This is a genomic window from Pararhodospirillum photometricum DSM 122, assembly GCF_000284415.1.
Classification (GTDB): domain Bacteria; phylum Pseudomonadota; class Alphaproteobacteria; order Rhodospirillales; family Rhodospirillaceae; genus Pararhodospirillum; species Pararhodospirillum photometricum.
The window spans coordinates 1,138,428-1,155,225 of the sequence record NC_017059.1; the positions used below are offsets into that span (position 1 = coordinate 1,138,428).

General features: G+C 65.7%; 18 protein-coding genes. 6 read left to right on the top strand and 12 right to left on the bottom strand.

Annotated features, from left to right (window positions below; translation table 11 throughout):
* Window position 1: 1 nt before the first annotated feature.
* The 8 genes from RSPPHO_RS04980 to ribD all read right to left on the bottom strand — a co-directional run bounded on the left by RSPPHO_RS04980 (window position 2) and on the right by ribD (window position 7,874).
* The gene (locus RSPPHO_RS04980) at window positions 2-2,137 is read right to left on the bottom strand and encodes a sodium-translocating pyrophosphatase (RefSeq protein WP_041794337.1); all 2,136 of its coding nucleotides are present in this window, start codon (window positions 2,135-2,137) and stop codon (window positions 2-4) included.
* Between the two features lie 192 nt (window positions 2,138-2,329).
* Window positions 2,330-2,806, bottom strand: a complete 477-nt coding sequence (locus RSPPHO_RS04985) for a hypothetical protein (RefSeq protein WP_014414176.1) — start codon at window positions 2,804-2,806, stop codon at window positions 2,330-2,332.
* A gap of 173 nt (window positions 2,807-2,979) precedes the next feature.
* Entirely contained in the window at window positions 2,980-3,966 is a 987-nt protein-coding gene (gene thiL, locus RSPPHO_RS04990; protein WP_014414177.1) for a thiamine-phosphate kinase, read from the bottom strand.
* A complete protein-coding gene (nusB, locus tag RSPPHO_RS04995; RefSeq protein ID WP_041794341.1) occupies window positions 3,963-4,502 on the bottom strand; it encodes a transcription antitermination factor NusB in 540 nt (179 codons plus the stop codon). Before nusB ends, thiL begins: the two co-directional genes overlap by 4 nt.
* Window positions 4,503-4,602: 100 nt before the next feature.
* The gene (locus tag RSPPHO_RS05000; protein WP_014414179.1) at window positions 4,603-5,058 is read right to left on the bottom strand and encodes a 6,7-dimethyl-8-ribityllumazine synthase; all 456 of its coding nucleotides are present in this window, start codon (window positions 5,056-5,058) and stop codon (window positions 4,603-4,605) included.
* A 15-nt stretch (window positions 5,059-5,073) separates the two neighbouring features.
* Entirely contained in the window at window positions 5,074-6,177 is a 1,104-nt protein-coding gene (gene ribB, locus RSPPHO_RS05005) for a 3,4-dihydroxy-2-butanone-4-phosphate synthase (RefSeq protein ID WP_014414180.1), read from the bottom strand.
* Window positions 6,178-6,186: 9 nt separating this feature from the next.
* The gene (locus RSPPHO_RS05010; protein WP_014414181.1) at window positions 6,187-6,777 is read right to left on the bottom strand and encodes a riboflavin synthase; all 591 of its coding nucleotides are present in this window, start codon (window positions 6,775-6,777) and stop codon (window positions 6,187-6,189) included.
* Window positions 6,750-7,874, bottom strand: a complete 1,125-nt coding sequence (ribD, locus tag RSPPHO_RS05015; RefSeq protein ID WP_051013688.1) for a bifunctional diaminohydroxyphosphoribosylaminopyrimidine deaminase/5-amino-6-(5-phosphoribosylamino)uracil reductase RibD — start codon at window positions 7,872-7,874, stop codon at window positions 6,750-6,752. The genes RSPPHO_RS05010 and ribD overlap by 28 nt, the downstream gene beginning before the upstream one ends.
* A gap of 97 nt (window positions 7,875-7,971) precedes the next feature.
* Between ribD and RSPPHO_RS05020 the strand changes: the two genes are divergently transcribed.
* Window positions 7,972-8,334, top strand: a complete 363-nt coding sequence (locus RSPPHO_RS05020) for an AcvB/VirJ family lysyl-phosphatidylglycerol hydrolase (protein ID WP_014414183.1) — start codon at window positions 7,972-7,974, stop codon at window positions 8,332-8,334.
* Window positions 8,335-8,381: 47 nt separating this feature from the next.
* Here the strand turns inward: RSPPHO_RS05020 and rho are convergent, their stop codons facing one another.
* The 4 genes from rho to hemE all read right to left on the bottom strand — a co-directional run bounded on the left by rho (window position 8,382) and on the right by hemE (window position 12,611).
* Entirely contained in the window at window positions 8,382-9,638 is a 1,257-nt protein-coding gene (gene rho / locus RSPPHO_RS05025) for a transcription termination factor Rho (protein ID WP_041794344.1), read from the bottom strand.
* Window positions 9,639-9,974: 336 nt separating this feature from the next.
* Window positions 9,975-10,412 carry a CopD family protein gene (locus tag RSPPHO_RS05030; protein WP_014414185.1) on the bottom strand — a complete coding sequence of 146 codons (438 nt, stop codon included), beginning with the start codon at window positions 10,410-10,412 and terminating at the stop codon, window positions 9,975-9,977.
* Between the two features lie 24 nt (window positions 10,413-10,436).
* A complete protein-coding gene (gene hemH, locus RSPPHO_RS05035; RefSeq protein WP_041794347.1) occupies window positions 10,437-11,483 on the bottom strand; it encodes a ferrochelatase in 1,047 nt (348 codons plus the stop codon).
* 63 nt (window positions 11,484-11,546) lie between these two features.
* Window positions 11,547-12,611 carry a uroporphyrinogen decarboxylase gene (gene hemE, locus RSPPHO_RS05040; protein WP_051013690.1) on the bottom strand — a complete coding sequence of 355 codons (1,065 nt, stop codon included), beginning with the start codon at window positions 12,609-12,611 and terminating at the stop codon, window positions 11,547-11,549.
* Between the two features lie 494 nt (window positions 12,612-13,105).
* On the opposite strand from hemE, the gene RSPPHO_RS05045 reads away from it, so the two are divergent.
* The 5 genes from RSPPHO_RS05045 (at window position 13,106) to dnaQ (ending at window position 16,797) form a co-directional block, all read left to right on the top strand.
* Entirely contained in the window at window positions 13,106-13,930 is an 825-nt protein-coding gene (locus tag RSPPHO_RS05045; protein ID WP_041794352.1) for a pyruvate, water dikinase regulatory protein, read from the top strand.
* Between the two features lie 81 nt (window positions 13,931-14,011).
* Window positions 14,012-14,611 (top strand): Maf family protein, encoded by a 600-nt coding sequence (locus RSPPHO_RS05050; protein WP_014414189.1) that lies wholly within the window; start codon window positions 14,012-14,014, stop codon window positions 14,609-14,611.
* The gene (locus RSPPHO_RS05055; protein WP_014414190.1) at window positions 14,608-15,447 is read left to right on the top strand and encodes a shikimate dehydrogenase; all 840 of its coding nucleotides are present in this window, start codon (window positions 14,608-14,610) and stop codon (window positions 15,445-15,447) included. Before RSPPHO_RS05050 ends, RSPPHO_RS05055 begins: the two co-directional genes overlap by 4 nt.
* Window positions 15,444-16,127 carry a dephospho-CoA kinase gene (gene coaE / locus RSPPHO_RS05060; RefSeq protein WP_051013692.1) on the top strand — a complete coding sequence of 228 codons (684 nt, stop codon included), beginning with the start codon at window positions 15,444-15,446 and terminating at the stop codon, window positions 16,125-16,127. Before RSPPHO_RS05055 ends, coaE begins: the two co-directional genes overlap by 4 nt.
* Window positions 16,120-16,797 carry a DNA polymerase III subunit epsilon gene (gene dnaQ, locus RSPPHO_RS05065; RefSeq protein WP_041794355.1) on the top strand — a complete coding sequence of 226 codons (678 nt, stop codon included), beginning with the start codon at window positions 16,120-16,122 and terminating at the stop codon, window positions 16,795-16,797. The genes coaE and dnaQ overlap by 8 nt, the downstream gene beginning before the upstream one ends.
* Window position 16,798: the final 1 nt, after the last annotated feature.

Genomic DNA, 16,798 nt, shown 5'->3' on the forward strand with positions numbered 1-16,798 from the left:
TTTAGTGCGCCATCATGGCCAGCAACAGCAGGGCCACAATGTTGGTGATCTTGATCATCGGGTTCACGGCCGGGCCGGCGGTGTCCTTGTACGGATCGCCAACGGTATCACCGGTCACGGCCGCCTTGTGAGCGTCCGAGCCCTTGCCGCCGTAGTTACCGTCCTCGATGTACTTCTTGGCATTGTCCCAGGCACCGCCGCCGGCGGTCATGGAAATGGCCACGAAGAGGCCGGTCACGATCACGCCCAGCAGCATACCGCCCACGGAGGACAACGCCTCCGCCTTGCCCCCCACGATCAAGATGACCATGTACAGCACCACCGGCGCCAAAACCGGCAGCAGCGAGGGCACGATCATCTCGCGGATGGCCGCCTTGGTCAGCATGTCCACGCAGCGGCCGTATTCCGGCTTGGCCGTGCCTTCCATGATCCCCGGGATCTCGCGGAACTGACGGCGCACTTCCTCAACGACGCTGCCGGCGGCGCGGCCCACGGCCGTCATGCCCATAGCGCCGAACAAGAAGGGCAGCAGACCGCCCAGGAACAAGCCGATGACCACGTAGGGGTTGGACAAGGAGAAGTCCAAGGTCAACCCGGCAAACGAGGGATACAGCTTGGGATTGGCCACAAAGTGCGAGAGGTCCTCGGTGAAGGCCGAGAACAAGACCAGGGCGCCAAGACCGGCCGAGCCAATGGCATAGCCCTTGGTCACGGCCTTGGTGGTGTTACCCACCGCGTCGAGGGCGTCGGTGATCTTGCGCACGCCTTGGTCAAGATCCGCCATCTCGGCGATGCCGCCCGCGTTGTCCGTCACCGGACCATAGGCGTCAAGCGCCACCACCATCCCGGCCAGGGCCAGCATGCTGGTCACCGCAATGGCCACACCGAACAGACCGGCCAGCATGTCGGTCAGCACGATGGCCGCGCAGATGATCAGGGCCGGCAGCGCCGTCGCTTCCAGCGACACGGCCAGACCCTGGATGACGTTGGTGGCATGGCCGGTGGTCGAGGCCTTGGCCACCGAGCGCACCGGACGGAAATCCGTGCCGGTGTAGTACTCGGTCACCCAGATGATCAGGCCGGTGACGACCAGACCGATGAAAGCGCAGAGGAACAGGGCAATGCCGCTGTAGCTCTCGCCGTTCGCCGCCTCGATGCCGCCAAGACCCGGGACCCAGGCCGTCGCCACGGCGATCCCGCCCAGCGAGAGCACGGCCGAGGCCAGGAAGCCCTTGTAGAGGGCGTTCATGATCGGGTTGCTGGACAGCTTGTTGATCCAGCCCTTGGCGTCGCTCAGCTTCACGAAGAAGGTGCCGGCAATCGAGGCCAGGATGCACACCGCGCCGATGGTCAGCGGGTAGGCCATCATGGCCGTCTGATTGTCGGTGCCCGCAAAGAAGATGGACGCCAGCACCATGGTCGCGACCACGCTCACCGCGTAGGTCTCGAACAGGTCGGCGGCCATGCCGGCGCAATCGCCCACGTTGTCACCAACGTTGTCGGCGATCACGGCGGGGTTGCGCGGATCATCCTCGGGGATGCCCGCTTCCACTTTGCCCACCAAGTCGGCGCCCACGTCGGCGCCCTTGGTGAAGATGCCACCGCCCAGTCGGGCGAAGATGGAGATCAAGGAGGCGCCAAAGCCCAGCGCCACCAGCGGATCGACGAGGCCGCGCCCCTCCGCGCCGGCCATCACCAAGATCACGTAGTACACCGACACCGCCAGCAAGGCGAGACCGGCGACCAGCATGCCGGTCACGGTCCCCGACTTGAAGGCGATATCGAGACCCCGCGCCAGACCCTGACGCGCCCCCTCGGTCACGCGCACGTTGGCGCGCACCGAGATGTGCATGCCGATGTACCCGGCCGCGCCCGAACACACGGCGCCGACCAGGAAAGCCATCGCCACCGCGAAGCCCAGGGTCAGAAGCAGGATGACAAAGACCACCGCGCCCACGAGAGCGATGGTGCGGTATTGACGATTGAGGTAGGCCTGAGCCCCCTCCTGGATCGCCCCGGCGATCTGCTGCATGCGGTCAGAGCCGGCTGGCGCCGCCATGATCGCCCGGGCGGTCGCGGCTCCGAACAGGAGAGCCGCCACGCCGCAGGCAATGACGAAGAGGTAAATTCCTGTCATTAAGACATTCCTTGCGCTGTGAGCCCAACGGCGGCCCTCGGGACAAGGACATGGAGCCCCCTCACCCCCAGGCCGTCGGGTAACTTCCGAAAGGCGGGAAGAGCGTGCCAGAAGTGTGGGATTAGGGCAACAAAACTGCGAACTTGGCCCGGCTTTTGCCATAATCCCCCGATCCAGGGGAGTCAGTTTAGATCAACGCTCAAAATAGCCCTGAATCAGGATCTCCTTGATCACCCCGGCTCCCACCACCCGGTCGGCTACTACCTTGAGGCGATCCTTGATGGCGCGCAAATCCACATCCGTGCGCCCCTCCATCAGTTGGGGCATAAAGCCCATCATGTCCTGAAAAAAAGCCGCATGCAGGAGATGGCCACGCTGACTCAAGGTGGAATTGTCCGCCTCCTGCAAATGCAGCCTCAGGCGGATGGACAGCCGCCGCGTCACCTCCCCGTTCTGAATCACGGGGATCTCTAGGGGCTTCATCGACAGCAAGAACGGCGGCGGCCCCAGGCGTTGACGAGGGGTGGGCGGCAAAAGGGGGGCCGACACCGTAGGGGCCTGGGGAAACAGATGGAAGATATCGGGCAAATACCCCATCGCCATCCCAGCCGCGCCGCCTCCCCCGGCCAGAACAACCAGGACCACCAACGCAATGAGAATTTTGATCATGGGGGCTGTTCCTCGCCGTCACCTTGGGGGCTCTGCCAGTGTGCGACGAAATCTGGGAGAGGACCAGACGAGAATTGCCTTCCCCCCTTAGGGGAGAGAAAAGGGAAGGCTAGGGAGGCGGGCCTCCCCAGGATCGGTGGGGTCTGGGGAGGCCCGCCTCCCCAGCCTTCTCTTCAAGCGTCGTGCGCCCAGCCGGTACGTTCGAGCGCCAAGGGCTCCCCCTGGGCGTCCACGACCACCACCGCCGCTTCGCCCGCCTCCACCCGACCAATGCGCGTCACCAAGGTCCCGCACGCCGCCGCGCCGGCCGCCACCGCGTCGCGTTGGTCAGCGGGAGCGGTAAACAACAGCTCGTAATCATCTCCGCCGGCCAGCACCTCGACAAACAAGGCAGGATCGTCGGCGATGAGCGTCGCCGCGCCCTCGGACACCGGCAGGACCGGCGCCTCGATCCGCAGCCCAACCCCGGAGGCGCGGGCCATGTGCCACGCATCGGCGCACAGGCCATCGGAAATATCCATGGCGGCGCTGGCCACGCCGACCAGGGCTTGGCCCAGGGCAACCCGGGGCACCGGCCGGCGATAGCGCTCGCGCAGAGCCTCTTGCAACGGCCAGGGCAGGCCCATCGCCCCGCCGCGCGCCACCCGCAACCCCAAGGTGCCGTCGCCCAGGGTCCCCGACACCCACAGGTCGTCGCCGACCCGGGCCCCCGCCCGGCGCAAGGCCCGCTCCGGGACGACATCGCCCAAGATGGTGACGGAAACGGTGAGCGGCCCCGGCGTCGCCACCGTGTCGCCTCCGAGCAAGGCGATTTCGAAGGCCGCCAGATCCTCGCCCAACCCCCGGGCGAAGGACTCCAGCCACGCATCGTCCAGGCCGGCCGGCAAGGCCATGGTCAGCAGAACCCCCACGGGGCGCGCGCCCATGGCCGCCATGTCCGACAGATTGACCCGCAGCGCCTTGGCGGCGATCGACCCCGGGGGATCGTCGGGGAGAAAGTGCACCCCGGCCACGATGGCATCCGCGCTCACCGCCAAGCCCCCCAGCCCCTGAACCGCCAGCAAGGCGGCATCGTCCTCCAGGCCCAGGGCCTCGGGCCGCACGCGGGCCAGCGGGGCGAACAAATCGCGGATCAGGGCAAACTCGCCGCGACGCGTCATCCGGCCTTGGTCCCGAAGGCCTCGGGGCGGGCCGAGCGCGCCACCCGATCCAACAGCGCGTTCACCAGCTTGGTCTCCGGCCCGGAATAAAAGGCGAGAGCGATATCGACATATTCCTTGATCGCGACCTTGGGCGGCGTGCGCGGACGCTCCAGCAGTTCATAGACGCCGGCGCGCAGAATGGCGCGCACCAAGGCTTCCAAACGCTCCCACGGCCAATCGGACGACAGGGTCGCCTGGATCACCTCGTCTAGCCGCGCGCGCTCGGCGGCGGCGCCGCGCACCAACTGGCAGAACAGTTCCCCATCCGGGGGCTCCAACTCGGTACGGGTTTCGGTGGGATCGAAGATCCCGGCGGGATCAGGCACATCCACCATGGTGTAGCCGCCCACCGCGCCATTCATGAACGCCCGCACCAGTTCCTCGACCGATCCCTCGCCCACGTCCAGGCTATAAAGCGCCTGAACGGCGGCGAGCCGGGCGGCGGCGCTGCGCACCTGCCGCTCGCCTTTGCCTTGTGTCTGGGCCATGCCCATCCTCTCGCTTTTGATTTTAAACGTCACAGCGGAGACTGCCGCCCCGCCCCACCCTCCAAAAAAGGAGGGGTCTGGGGAGGCCCCGCCTCCCCAGCCTTTCTTAAAGCCCCAGTTCGCGCTTGACCTTCAGCATGCGCAAACACGCCCGGGCCGCCTGACCACCAAAATCGCGCTTATCAGGATCCGAGCGCTCCAGGGCCTGCTCATAGGTCTGGCAGGTCAGGATACCATTGCCCAAGGCCAGCGAGTAGGTCAGCGTCAAGTGCATCAAGCCATCGATCGCCACGCGGCAGGCGTTTTCGTAGTGGTCGGTCTCGCCCTTGAGGGCGCAGCCCAGCACGACATAGCCGGCGTAGCGGTGATCGGTGGCCCGCAACTCGATCGACCGGATGGCATAGCGCACCACGGCCGGCGCCTCAATGATGCCGGGCACGATGATGCGCTTGAAGCCCGCGCCTTCCTTTTCCAAGGCGTTGATGGCGCCCCGGACCAGATTATCGGTAATGTCGTCGTAGAAGCGCGCTTCGACGATCAGGATACGGGGACCCCCAGCCATCCGGTTTCACTCCTCTCAAGAAAGGGGACGCTGCCCCACGACCCGCAGGCCATAGCCATCCAGGGCGATGATGGTCTTGGGGGTATTGGACAAGAGGACCATGTCCTTCACCCCGAGGTCCAGCAGGATCTGGGCTCCCACCCCGTAATCGACGAGACGCCCGGCCGCCCCCGGCTCGCCCATGCGGGCTTTCAGACGGTCGGCGAGAACGGTGGGGCCGGATTCGCGCACCAAGACCACCACGCCGCGCCCGGCTTTGGCGATCTGGTCCATGGCCTGATGCAGTTGCCCCTGATGCTCGCCCTCGGCGTCCCCCAGCACGTCATCCAGGAGGTTGAGGGCGTGCACGCGCACCAACACCGGATCGTCGCCGCTCAGGTCGCCCTTCACCAAGGCGATGTGCTCGCCATAGGAGACGGTGGAGACATAGAGGATCATGCGCCAGTCGCCACCGTGCACCGAACGAAAGGCGGTTTCCATCTCGCGGCGCACGAGGCGCTCCTTGACCCGGCGATAGGCGATGAGGTCGGCGATGGTCCCGACCTTAAGCCCATGCTCCTGGGCAAAGCGCACCAAGTCGGGCATCCGAGCCATGGTGCCGTCGTCGTTCATGATCTCGCAGATCACGCCGGCCGGAGGCAGCCCGGCCAGCCGGGCGACATCGACCGCCGCCTCGGTGTGGCCAGCCCGCACCAGCACGCCGCCATCGCGCGCCACCAGGGGGAACACGTGGCCGGGCGAGACGATGTCGCTGGCCTTGGCGTCGGGATGCAAGGCCACCTGGATGGTGTGGGCGCGATCGGCGGCGGAAATGCCGGTGGTCACCCCCTCGCGCGCCTCGATCGACACGGTGAAGGCCGTCGAGTGTCGCGAGCCGTTGTGCCGCGCCATCAAGGGCAAGTTCAGGTGCTCGCAGCGCTCGCGGGTCATGGCGAGGCACACGAGACCCCGCCCGTACTTGACCATGAAGTTGATGTCGTCGGGAGTGGTGATGCTGGCCGGGATGACCAGATCACCCTCGTTCTCCCGGTCCTCGTCATCGACCAGAATGAACATGCGGCCCTGGCGGGCGTCTTCGATGATCTCTTCCGGCGTCGCCAGATAGTCACGGTAGGTCAAGGGAATGCCTCAGGTCTCGGAGTTCAGGAGCCGCGCGACGTAGCGCGCCAGCATGTCGATTTCCATGTTCACCCGGCTGCCCGGGACCAAGGTCCCGAAGGTGGTCACGGACTGGGTGTGGGGAATGATGTTGATCCCGAAGACCGCGCCTTCAACCTCGTTGACCGTCAGCGACACGCCATCCAGGGCCACCGAGCCCTTGGGCGCGACAAAACGCTTGAGATCCTCGGGGGCACGAAAGCGAAAGCGTCGGCTCTCGCCATCGGGGGTGATGTCAACCACCTCGGCCACGCCGTCCACGTGGCCCGAGACGATGTGGCCGCCCAACTCGTCGCCCACCGCCAAAGCGCGCTCGAAATTCACCGGCGTGCCCTCGGTCCAGGTGCCCAACGTGGTCTTGGACAAGGTCTCGGCCGAGGCCTGCACGGCAAACCAGTCGGCCCCGGTCTCGATCACCGTCAAGCAACAGCCGTTGCAGGCAATGGACGCCCCCAGGGGAATGGTCTGGGTCTCGTAAGCGGTGGCGAAAGTGAAGCGGGTTTCGCCGCTGTGGTCCACGTGGCGCACGCGCCCTAGGTCGGTAATGATGCCGGTAAACATGCGCTCGTCACTCCTTCGGGCAAAGCAAGGATATCCAGGCGATCGGCTCCCAGGAAGCCACAGCCCTGGGGCTCAAAGAGGGCACAATCGGCCAAACGGTCAACCCCGAACGGCGCCACCGCCGCCAAGGCGTCGCCGCCCAGCAGCTTGGGGGCCGTAAACCACGCCAGCCGGTCCACCCGCCGGGCGGCGAGAAAGGCCGCGCTTAACCGCGCTCCGCCCTCGACCAGCAGCCGGGTCACGCCCAGATCGGCCAGGACTTCCAGGGCCTTGTCGATGCGGGGCCGTCCCTGGTCATCGGCCGCCACGCCCAGCACCCGAAGGCCCAGCGCCTCCAGGGCGGCCCGGCGCGCCGGATCGGCGGCGGGCGTCCCCACCACCCATACCGGTGGGCCAAGGCGGGCCTCTTGGGCCAAACGGCTGGTCAGGGGCAGGTCCAAGCGGGCATCAAACACCACGCGCACCGGCGAGCGCTCTTCCAGGCCGGGCAAGCGGCAGGTCAACACCGGATCATCGGCCCGCACGGTGGCAAGCCCCACGGCGATGGCGTCATGTGTCGCCCGCAGGCCATGACCAACGGCACGGGCCTCGGGCCCGGTGATCCACTGGCTCTCGCCGCGGGCGGTCGCGATGCGGCCATCCAGCGACGCCGCCACCTTGAGCGTCACCAAAGGCCGCCCCTGGGTGCGGTGAAGCAAAAAGCCCAACGCCAGCTCGCGGGCCTCGGCCTCGCGCAGGCCCGTCTCCACCACCACCCCAGCGGCCCGCAGCCGGGCCAGCCCGCGCCCGTTGACCCGAGGATCCGGGTCGCCCAGGGCCACCACCACCCGGGCCACCCCAGCGGCGATCAGGGCCTCGGCACACGGCGGCGTCTGGCCATAATGGGAACAGGGCTCCAAGGTGACATAGGCGGTTCCCCCCCGGGCCCGCTCGCCGGCCTGATCCAGGGCCACCCGCTCGGCATGGGGACGTCCGCCGGGCTGGGTCCAGCCCCGGCCCGCCACCCGCTCCTGGGCATCAAGCAGCACGCAGCCCACGGCGGGATTGGGCCACACTCGGCCCAGGCCCCGCGCGGCCAAGCCCAGCGCCGCGCGCATCGCCTGATCATCCAGCAAAGAAAACCCGGGTGGGCGACGGCCGCCCTGCTGTCGCGCGCCATGGCCCAGTACACCCAGGCCTGGGGGGGTTCGTCGGGTGGTGTTGGTGGGGTATTCTTTTGGCGCCGACGTGCTGCCCGCGACCTTTGCCGCGTTGTCCGAGGCCGACCGGGCGCGGGTGGTGCGCCTGAGCTTGCTGGCTTTGTCCCCGGTGGGGGATTTTGAAATCAGCCTGAGTGGCTGGATGGGGCGTCGCCCGCCGCAGGGGATCCCCACGCTGCCCGACCTGGAGGGGGTGGCGCCTGGGATGATCCAGTGTGCCTATGGCGAGGACGAGGCGGCGGAGTCAGCGTGTCCGGCCCTGGAGCAGCGCGGCGCCGATGTGCTGCGCACGACGGGCGGGCATCATTTTGATGGCGACTATGGCCGGCTGGCCCGCTGGATTTTGAAGGGGATTTGAAAGAATAAGGCTGGGGAGGCGCGGCCTCCCCAGACCCCTCGGGCTCTTTAGGAATTCATGGCCTCGAAGAAGTCGTCGTTGTTCTTGGTTTCCTTCATCTTGGAGAGAAGGAACTCCATGGCATCCTGGGTGCCCATGGGCGACAGAATGCGGCGCAGCACCCACATCTTGGAGAGCACATCGCGGCGGACCAGAAGCTCTTCCTTGCGCGTGCCCGAGCGGGTGATGTCGATCGAGGGGAAGATGCGGCGGTCGGCCAGCTTGCGGTCGAGGATGATTTCCGAGTTGCCGGTGCCCTTGAACTCTTCGAAAATCACTTCGTCCATGCGCGAGCCGGTGTCGATCAAGGCGGTGGCGATGATGGTCAGCGACCCCCCTTCCTCGATATTGCGCGCCGCGCCAAAGAAGCGCTTGGGCTTTTGCAGGGCGTTGGCATCGACACCGCCGGTCAGCACCTTGCCCGACGACGGCACCACGGTGTTATAGGCGCGGGCCAGTCGGGTGATGGAATCGAGCAAGATGACCACGTCGCGCTTGTGCTCGACCAGCCGCTTGGCCTTTTCACTGACCATTTCGGCCACCTGGACGTGGCGGGCGGCGGGTTCGTCGAAGGTGGAACTGACCACCTCGCCATTCACCGAGCGGGCCATGTCGGTGACTTCCTCGGGGCGCTCGTCGATGAGCAGCACAATGAGGTAGACCTCGGGATTATTGGCGGTGATGGCGTGGGCGATATTTTGCAGCATCACGGTCTTGCCGGTGCGCGGCGGCGCCACGATGAGGGCGCGCTGACCCTTGCCCAGGGGAGTGATCAGGTCGATGACGCGGGTGGTGAATTCCTTGCGCGTCGGGTCGTCGATTTCAAGCTTGAGGCGTTCGTCGGGATAGAGCGGGGTCAGGTTATCGAAGTTGATGCGGTGGCGAACCGCCTCGGGCACCTCGAAATTGATCTTGTTGACCTTGAGAAGTGCAAAATAGCGTTCGCCGTCTTTGGGGGAGCGGATCTGGCCTTCCACCGTATCGCCGGTTCGAAGACCAAAGCGACGCACCTGACTGGGGGAAATATAGATGTCGTCGGGACCAGGGAGATAGTTGGCCTCGGGAGATCGGAGAAACCCAAACCCATCTTGCAGGATTTCCAGAACGCCTTCACCAAAAATTGCCGTATCGTTTTCCGCCAGTTGCTTAAGGATGGCAAACATCATGTCCTGCTTGCGCAGGCTGCTCGCATTTTCAATTTCCAGCGATTCAGCAAACGACAAAAGATCGGCAGGAGATTTTTTCTTAAGTTCCTGAAGATGCATGGAAGGTCTCAGCCTGCGGAAAGGGACGGGGGCGGCTGGCAAATGGCAGCGGCGCGAACGGACGGGAAGCGGGAAGCAAGGGACAGCACGATCCGGGAACCGGACCTGGGGACGCCGGAAATGTCTCTCCGCTCGCGAGCAAGAACGGCAAGGGCCGATCGATCGACCCGAGCGGAGACCATTTGTCAGGGATGGGGAAGGCCAGTCGGCCCTGATCGGACGTCGCCTTGGTGTACTGCCCGAATAGAGGGACGTCAACGCTTATGAAGGCGGGAGGAGTCTGGGGAGGCGGAGCCTCCCCGGCCTTCCTTGAGCAACCGGCCGGCTTCTGGCCGCTTAAGGGGTATTCAGAACCACCAAGGGAACGATCACCAACATCAAAACCGTCGGCACTTCGTTCGCATAGCGATAAAAAACGTGGCTGCGCTTGTTGCGGTCCTCGGAAAATTCCTTGTACCACTTGGCATACAAGAAATGCATGACGATCAGACCGACGACCATCAGCAACTTGATGTGCATCCAGCCCAAGGTAATCCAGTCTCCCACGATCAAAGGACCGGTCAACCCCACAACGATCAGAGACGGGTGCATGATGCCATTGAGCAGTCGGCGTTCCATGATTTTGAAACGCTCCGACGTGGCAGACCMCACAGGCTCTTGGGCGTGATAAACGAACAGTCGGGGCAGATAGAATAATCCCGCCATCCACGTAATGACCGAGATGACATGAAGGGTTTTCACCACTCCATAAAGCTCGGATCCATACGAAATCATGTCTCGGGCTCCTTGTTCGTCCTGTCAGGCGGCCGCCACTTGGCGATGAGGGCAGCGCTTGCAGACCGAATCACAAATGCGATGGTTGATATGGCTGCTGGGTCCGCCATCCACGCGAACCGCCCGCTCGACAAGATCGGCAAGGCCACCGATAAACGCCGGATGCCGACCCACCGTGGGCACCCGCAGATACAGCGGCACGCCATGATTCTGGGCAAAGTGGGCGTATTCCAGATCAAGCTCGACCAGGGTTTCCGAGTGCTCGGAGACAAAGGCCACGGGAACCACCACCACCGGCCGCCCTAGGGCGCCCGCGCGGGCGATTTCGTCCTCGGTACTGGGGCCGATCCACTCCATGGGCCCCACCCGGCTTTGGAAACACAGGCGGGCCTCGACCCGGGGTTCGCCCAAGGCGGCGACCACGGCGGCGACCGTTTCCTCCACCTGCTTTTGGTAGGGATCGCCGGCCTCGATGATCTTGCGCGGCAGACCATGAGCCGAGAACAGCACAATGGGCTCGCCCACCGTTCGCGCCTTGGCCACCTCAACGGCGGTGAGGTCGCGAAGGGCTTTCACAAAACCGGGCTCGGTGGGATAGCAGCACACCTTGTGCGTGCGTACTGTCAACCCGACCTTGCTGGCTTCCTCGTTCCACTGGGTCAGTGAGGAGCCGGCGGTCGTGCCGGAATACTGGGGATAAAGCGGCAATAAAACAAGGTGATCGGGCTTGAGGGTGCGCACGCGGGCCACCGCTTCGCGGATGTAGGGCTCCCAATAGCGCATGGCGATAAGACAGCGCACATCGTGCCCGCGCGCCTTTAGCAGGTCTTCCAGGGCTTCGGCCTGGGTCTGGGTTTGCTCCAGCAGGGGCGAATGGCCCCCAAGGCGGGCATAGATGTCGCGCGCGATGGGGGCCCGCCGCCAGGAGATGACCTTGGCCAGGGCGTAGCGGATCGGACCCGGCAGATTCATGATCGCCGGGTCGTTGAACAAGTTGAACAAGAACGGTTGAACAGCCTCCAGGCTGTTCGGACCGCCCAGGTTAAAAAGTACCACGGCCATACGCGCCATGCCGGCCAATCCAATTCTAAGGTTCCGGCCTTGGCGGACCGGCGTTCCGGTGAGTGTCCCGCCTTACAAGGGGCGTCGCAGCAGGTCCATCAAGTGGGCGACGTTTTCCGGGGGCGTGGGCGGCACGATCCCATGTCCGAGGTTGAAGATAAAGGGTCCGTGTTCCAGAGCCTCGCGAATTTCACGCACAGCGGTTTCCATGGCGCTGCCACCGGTCACCAGCAGCAGGGGATCCAGGTTGCCCTGGACGGCGCAATGGGGCTGGAGAGTCTTGGCGGCCCAGCGCACGGGCACGGTGGCATCCAGGCCGATCCCATCCACGCCGGTTTCCTTGACGAACTCCTCGGCCAGCAGGCCGGCCCCCTTGGGGAAGCCGATCACCGGCACACCCGGGCGCTCGGTATGGATGCGCCGGGTGATCTCGCCGATGGGGCCGATGACCCACTGGCGGAAGTAGGTCTCGGGCAAAACGCCGGCCCAGGTGTCGAACAGTTGCACCGCTTCCGCACCGGCATCGATCTGGGCGATCAGGTAGCGGCTGGTGGCCTCGACCAGGGTTTCCATCAGGCGGGCGAACAGGGCCGGCTGGCCGAACATCATGGCCTTGGCCTCGGCGAAGTCCTTGGAGGACCCCCCTTCGAGCATATAGGTCGCCACGGTCCAAGGAGCCCCGGCAAAGCCGATCAGGGCCGTGGTCTCGGGGATGGCGCGGGCCAGGCCTGAAACCGTCTCCAGGACCGGTTTTAGCCGCGTGGCGATGCCCTCGGGATCAAGACCGGCGATGTCGGCTTCCGACTTGATCGGATCGAGCACCGGGCCTTCGCCGACCTTGAACGACACCGAGCGGCCCAGGGCGTGGGGCAGGACCAGGATGTCGGAGAACAAGATGGCCGCATCGAAGTTGTAGCGCCGCAGGGGCTGCAAGGTGACTTCGACGGCCAGGTCGGGGGTGTAGCACAGGTCCAAGAACCCGCCGGCCTTCTCGCGCGTCTCGCGGTATTCGGGCAGATAGCGCCCCGCCTGACGCATCAGCCACACCGGCGGCGGAGACAGGGTCTCGCCGGCCAGGACACGCAAGAACGCTTTCTTCGGTTTGGATGCCTCGGTCACGGAACCCTTCTCCCTCATTGCTGAACACATTGATGCCGCTCGTCCGACGCTCGCGGCTTTTCCACCGATTTCGGTTCCCCTCCTTAAACCAAATGAAGGGAAAAAGAAAAGGAGTGGAAGAGGTGGTTGGGGCTGGGGATCCTGGGGATCCCCGTTTTCCCCATTTTACCCCCAGCGGGGGAGGGGGGTGGGGGAAACGGGGGAGGGTTTTGGGGATAGAGAGAATCATCCCTCTGAAAAAAAACAAAAAAATGGATCAAATTCTGGGGAAGACTTGCTCGAGAATCATGGGGATAAAATCAGGAAATCCCCCTTTTTCCCCACATTCCCAGGGGCCTCACAAGGGTTTTCCCCATGGGGGTGAATTGGGGAGGGAATGGGGGATAGGGGGGGACGGTTTTTTCCCGCCTCCCCAGCCCTTGGGGTTTGTCCCCGTTGTCCCCTGTTTTCCACAGCCCCCCGATGCGCTAAGACCATCTCGCCTCCCCCCTTTTTTTCAGGAGCCAGCCGCCGTGCCCGATGCCTCGCACCACGTTCATCTGGTTTCCGATGCCACTGGTGAAACCTTAACGAGTGTTATCCGTGCCTGCCTCGTTCAATTTGAAGGTGTTCCTGTCGTTCAACATCGCTGGTGGCTGGTGCGGACCCGGGGTCAGGTCGATCGCATGAGCGAAGGGATCCGGCGCCATCCGGGGCTGGTGATGTTCACGGTCGTGGACCCGGAAATCCGCCAGATCCTCGAGGAGCGATGCCGCGAGTTGGGCGTCCCCACCGTGTCCTTGCTCGATCCGGTGATGGATGCGCTCTCGCGTATGTTTGATTTTAAGGCGCACCGCCAGCCTGGGTTGCAGCATACGCTCGACGAAGGCTACTTCGACCGCATCGACGCCATGCAGTTCACCCTGGCCCTCGACGATGGCCAATGCCTGGACCGTCTGTCGGAAGCCGACGTGGTGCTGGTGGGGGTGTCGCGCACCTCGAAAACCCCAACCTGTATGTTCCTGGCCAACAAGGGGGTCCGGGCCGCCAACGTGCCCCTGGTGCCGGGAATGGATCCCCCCAAGGAACTGCTGGCGGTCAAGGGACCCCTGGTGGTGGGCCTCACCCGCGATCCGCGCAGCCTGTCGGACATTCGCCGCAACCGGCTGCGTTTGATGAACGAGGGCCGCGATACCACCTATGCCGAATTGGAGGCCGTTGAGCGCGAGGTCGCCGATGCCCGCCGCCTCTATACCCGCATGGGCTGGATGGTCATCGACGTGACCCGGCGCTCCATCGAGGAAGTGGCCGCCACCATCGTTCAGCGCCTGCACCCCGAACGGGTTGTGGATCTCTGAACGAACCCGAGGGGTCTGGGGAGGCCGCGCCTCCCCAGCCTTTCTTCCTTATTTTTCGTTTTTTACGGAGGAGGATACCGCATGCCCCCCCTGGTCCTGGCCTCCGGCAGCCCCCACCGCTTGCGCGTGCTGCAAGCCGCCGGAGTTCCCGTGATCGCCGATCCCCCCGACGAGGCGGTGGAAGACGCCGCCAAGGGCCGCCTCGCCGGCCTCGACCTCCCCGCCGCCGCCCTCGCCCTGGCCGAGGCTAAGGCCCGCGCCGTGGCGGGGCGCCACCCCACCGGCCTGGTCCTGGGCGCCGACCAGATCGCCGAATGCGATGGACAGGTCCTGGGCAAACCCCGCACCGCCGATCAAGCCCGCACCCAGCTACGCCAGTTGCGTGGCCGCAGCCATACCTTGGTCACGGCGGTGGTGCTTGTGGAAAACGGGGAAAATGGGGAAAACGTCTGGACCCACGTCGCCCGGCCCYGCCTGACCATGCGCAATTTTTCCGAGGCGTTCCTCGAGGCTTATCTGGCCGGGGACCCGGGATATCTGGGCTGCGCCGGCGCCTATCAGATCGAGGGCGCGGGGGCTGCCCTCTTTGAGACCATCGAGGGCGATTTTTTTGCCATCCAGGGCCTGCCCCTCCTGCCCGTGCTGGCGGCCCTGCGTGCTCGAGGAGTTTTGCTCGCATGATGACCGGTAAGGCCCGCGTTGCCGCCGTGATCGGCTGGCCCGTGTCCCATTCCCGCTCGCCTCGCCTGCATGGCACCTGGCTGGAGCGCCATGGCATTGATGGCGCCTATGTGCCGCTGGCGGTGCGTCCCGAGGACGCCGAGGCCGCTTTGCGTGCCCTGCCCCGCCTGGGCTTCGCCGGCGCCAATGTCACCGTACCGCACAAGGAAACCGCCTTTGCCGTGGCCGACATCCTCACCGAGCGGGCCCGGCGCATGGGGGCGGTCAATACCCTGGTCGTCCAGCCCGATGGCCGGCTGCTGGGCGACAACACCGATGGCTTCGGCTTTCTGGAAAACCTGCGCCAGGGCTGCCCCGCCTTTGACCTTCCGGCGCGGCCGGCGGTGGTACTGGGGGCTGGGGGCGCGGCGCGCGGCGTGGTCGCCGCCTTGCTTGAGGCCGGGTGTCCCGAGGTGCGGCTGCTGAACCGCACCGAGGCCCGGGCCCAAGCCCTGGCCCAGGATCTGGGCGGGTTGGTGCGGGTTTTCCCCTGGACCGCCCTGCCCCAGGCCTTGGAGGGCGCCGGTCTGCTGGCCAACGCCACCTCCTTAGGGATGCAGGGCCAGCCGCCGCTGGCGGTGGATCTGGCGGGGCTCGATCGGTCGGTGCTGGTCACTGATCTGGTCTACGTGCCCCTGGAGACCGATCTCCTGGCCCGGGCCCGGGCCAACGGCAATCCGGTGGTCGATGGCCTGGGGATGCTGCTGCATCAGGCCCGGCCCGGCTTCGAGGCGTGGTTTGGCGTGGCGCCCACGGTGGACGAGGCCCTGCGCCGCGCGGTCTTGGGGGAGGCATGAGCCTCGCCTTGCAAGAGCGCTTGGCGCGGCGGGCGCGAGGCCGGCGGCCCTGGGTGCTGGGGCTGACCGGCTCGATCGGCATGGGCAAGACCACCGCCGCCCGCATGGCCCGGTGCCGAGGGGTGCCGGTGCATAACGCCGATGCCACCGTTCATCAGGTGCTGGCGCCGGGCGGCGCGGCGGTGGCGGCGGTGCTGGCGGCCTTCCCCGGGGTGGGGGATGGCCAAGGAGGCATCGACCGCCGCGCCCTGGGGGCCCGGGTATTCGGCGACCCCGAGGCCCTGCGCCGCCTGGAAGGCCTGCTCCATCCCCGGGTGCGGGCCGTGGAGCGCGCCTTTCTCGCCCGCCATACCCGGGAACGGCGGCGCGTTGTGGTGCTGGATGTGCCGTTGTTGTTTGAAACCGGGGGCGAACGACGCTGCGACTGGGTGGCGGTGGTGTGGGCCCCCCCTTTTTTGCGGGCCCAGCGGGTCCTGGCCCGCCCCGGCCTGACCCGGGAGCGGCTGCACCAGATCATCGGCTTGCAGACCCGGGAGCCGTATAAAAAGCTCCATGCCGATGCCTTGCTTCCCTCGGGCCTGGGCCGGGAGCCGGCGTGGCGCGCCCTGGGGCGGGTGCTGCGCGCGAAGCAACGGCGGTCCTTGGCGCCCCGAGCCGGGAGGTTTTATCCCCATGCGTGAGATTGTTCTGGATACCGAAACCACCGGCCTGGATCCGGCGACCGGCGATCGCATCGTCGAGGTGGGCTGCGTCGAGCTGATCAACCATTTGCCGAGCGGCCAGGAGCTGCACCTGTACATCAACCCCGAGCGCGACATGCCGGCCGAGGCCTTCCGCGTCCATGGGTTGTCCGAGGCCTTCCTGGCCGACAAGCCGGTGTTTGCCGAGGTGGTGGATGAGTTGATGGCGTTTCTGGGCGACGCGCCGCTGGTTATCCACAACGCGGCGTTCGACATGAAGTTCCTGAATGCCGAGTTAAAGCGCGTGGGCCGCCCTCCCCTGCCGCCGGAGCGGGCCATTGATACCCTGCGCATGGCCCAGACGCGCTACCCCGGCTCGCCGGCCAGCCTGGATGCCCTGTGCCGACGCTTCAACATCGACACCAGCAGCCGTGAAAAACACGGCGCCTTGATTGATACCTTGCTGCTGGCTCAGGTGTATTTGGAACTGATCGGCGGGCGCGAGCCGGGTTTGGCCTTGGGCGCGGCGGACAAGGGCGGCGAGGGAGCCGAGCGGATCGTGATCGAGCGCCCCTACCGCGCCCCGCGCCCTCACGCCGCCTCCGCCGCCGAACGCGACGCCCACGCCGCCTTCTTGAAAAAACTAAAGAACCCCCTCTGGCTCTCTTAAA

What these genes read in the sequence shown, in the direction of transcription:
- ribD (WP_051013688.1), bottom strand. Translation starts at nt 7,874, where the DNA reads ATGCGCGCGGCGCTGGGCTTGGCCGCGCGGGGCCTGGGCCGAGTGTGG.
- rho (WP_041794344.1), bottom strand. Translation starts at nt 9,638, where the DNA reads ATGCATCTTCAGGAACTTAAGAAAAAATCTCCTGCCGATCTTTTGTCG.
- RSPPHO_RS05000 (WP_014414179.1), bottom strand. Translation starts at nt 5,058, where the DNA reads ATGGCTGGGGGTCCCCGTATCCTGATCGTCGAAGCGCGCTTCTACGAC.
- RSPPHO_RS04980 (WP_041794337.1), bottom strand. Translation starts at nt 2,137, where the DNA reads ATGACAGGAATTTACCTCTTCGTCATTGCCTGCGGCGTGGCGGCTCTC.
- dnaQ (WP_041794355.1), top strand. Translation starts at nt 16,120, where the DNA reads ATGCGTGAGATTGTTCTGGATACCGAAACCACCGGCCTGGATCCGGCG.
- RSPPHO_RS04985 (WP_014414176.1), bottom strand. Translation starts at nt 2,806, where the DNA reads ATGATCAAAATTCTCATTGCGTTGGTGGTCCTGGTTGTTCTGGCCGGG.
- thiL (WP_014414177.1), bottom strand. Translation starts at nt 3,966, where the DNA reads ATGACGCGTCGCGGCGAGTTTGCCCTGATCCGCGATTTGTTCGCCCCG.
- hemE (WP_051013690.1), bottom strand. Translation starts at nt 12,611, where the DNA reads ATGAGGGAGAAGGGTTCCGTGACCGAGGCATCCAAACCGAAGAAAGCG.
- coaE (WP_051013692.1), top strand. Translation starts at nt 15,444, where the DNA reads ATGAGCCTCGCCTTGCAAGAGCGCTTGGCGCGGCGGGCGCGAGGCCGG.
- RSPPHO_RS05055 (WP_014414190.1), top strand. Translation starts at nt 14,608, where the DNA reads ATGATGACCGGTAAGGCCCGCGTTGCCGCCGTGATCGGCTGGCCCGTG.
- nusB (WP_041794341.1), bottom strand. Translation starts at nt 4,502, where the DNA reads ATGGGCATGGCCCAGACACAAGGCAAAGGCGAGCGGCAGGTGCGCAGC.
- hemH (WP_041794347.1), bottom strand. Translation starts at nt 11,483, where the DNA reads ATGGCGCGTATGGCCGTGGTACTTTTTAACCTGGGCGGTCCGAACAGC.
- RSPPHO_RS05010 (WP_014414181.1), bottom strand. Translation starts at nt 6,777, where the DNA reads ATGTTTACCGGCATCATTACCGACCTAGGGCGCGTGCGCCACGTGGAC.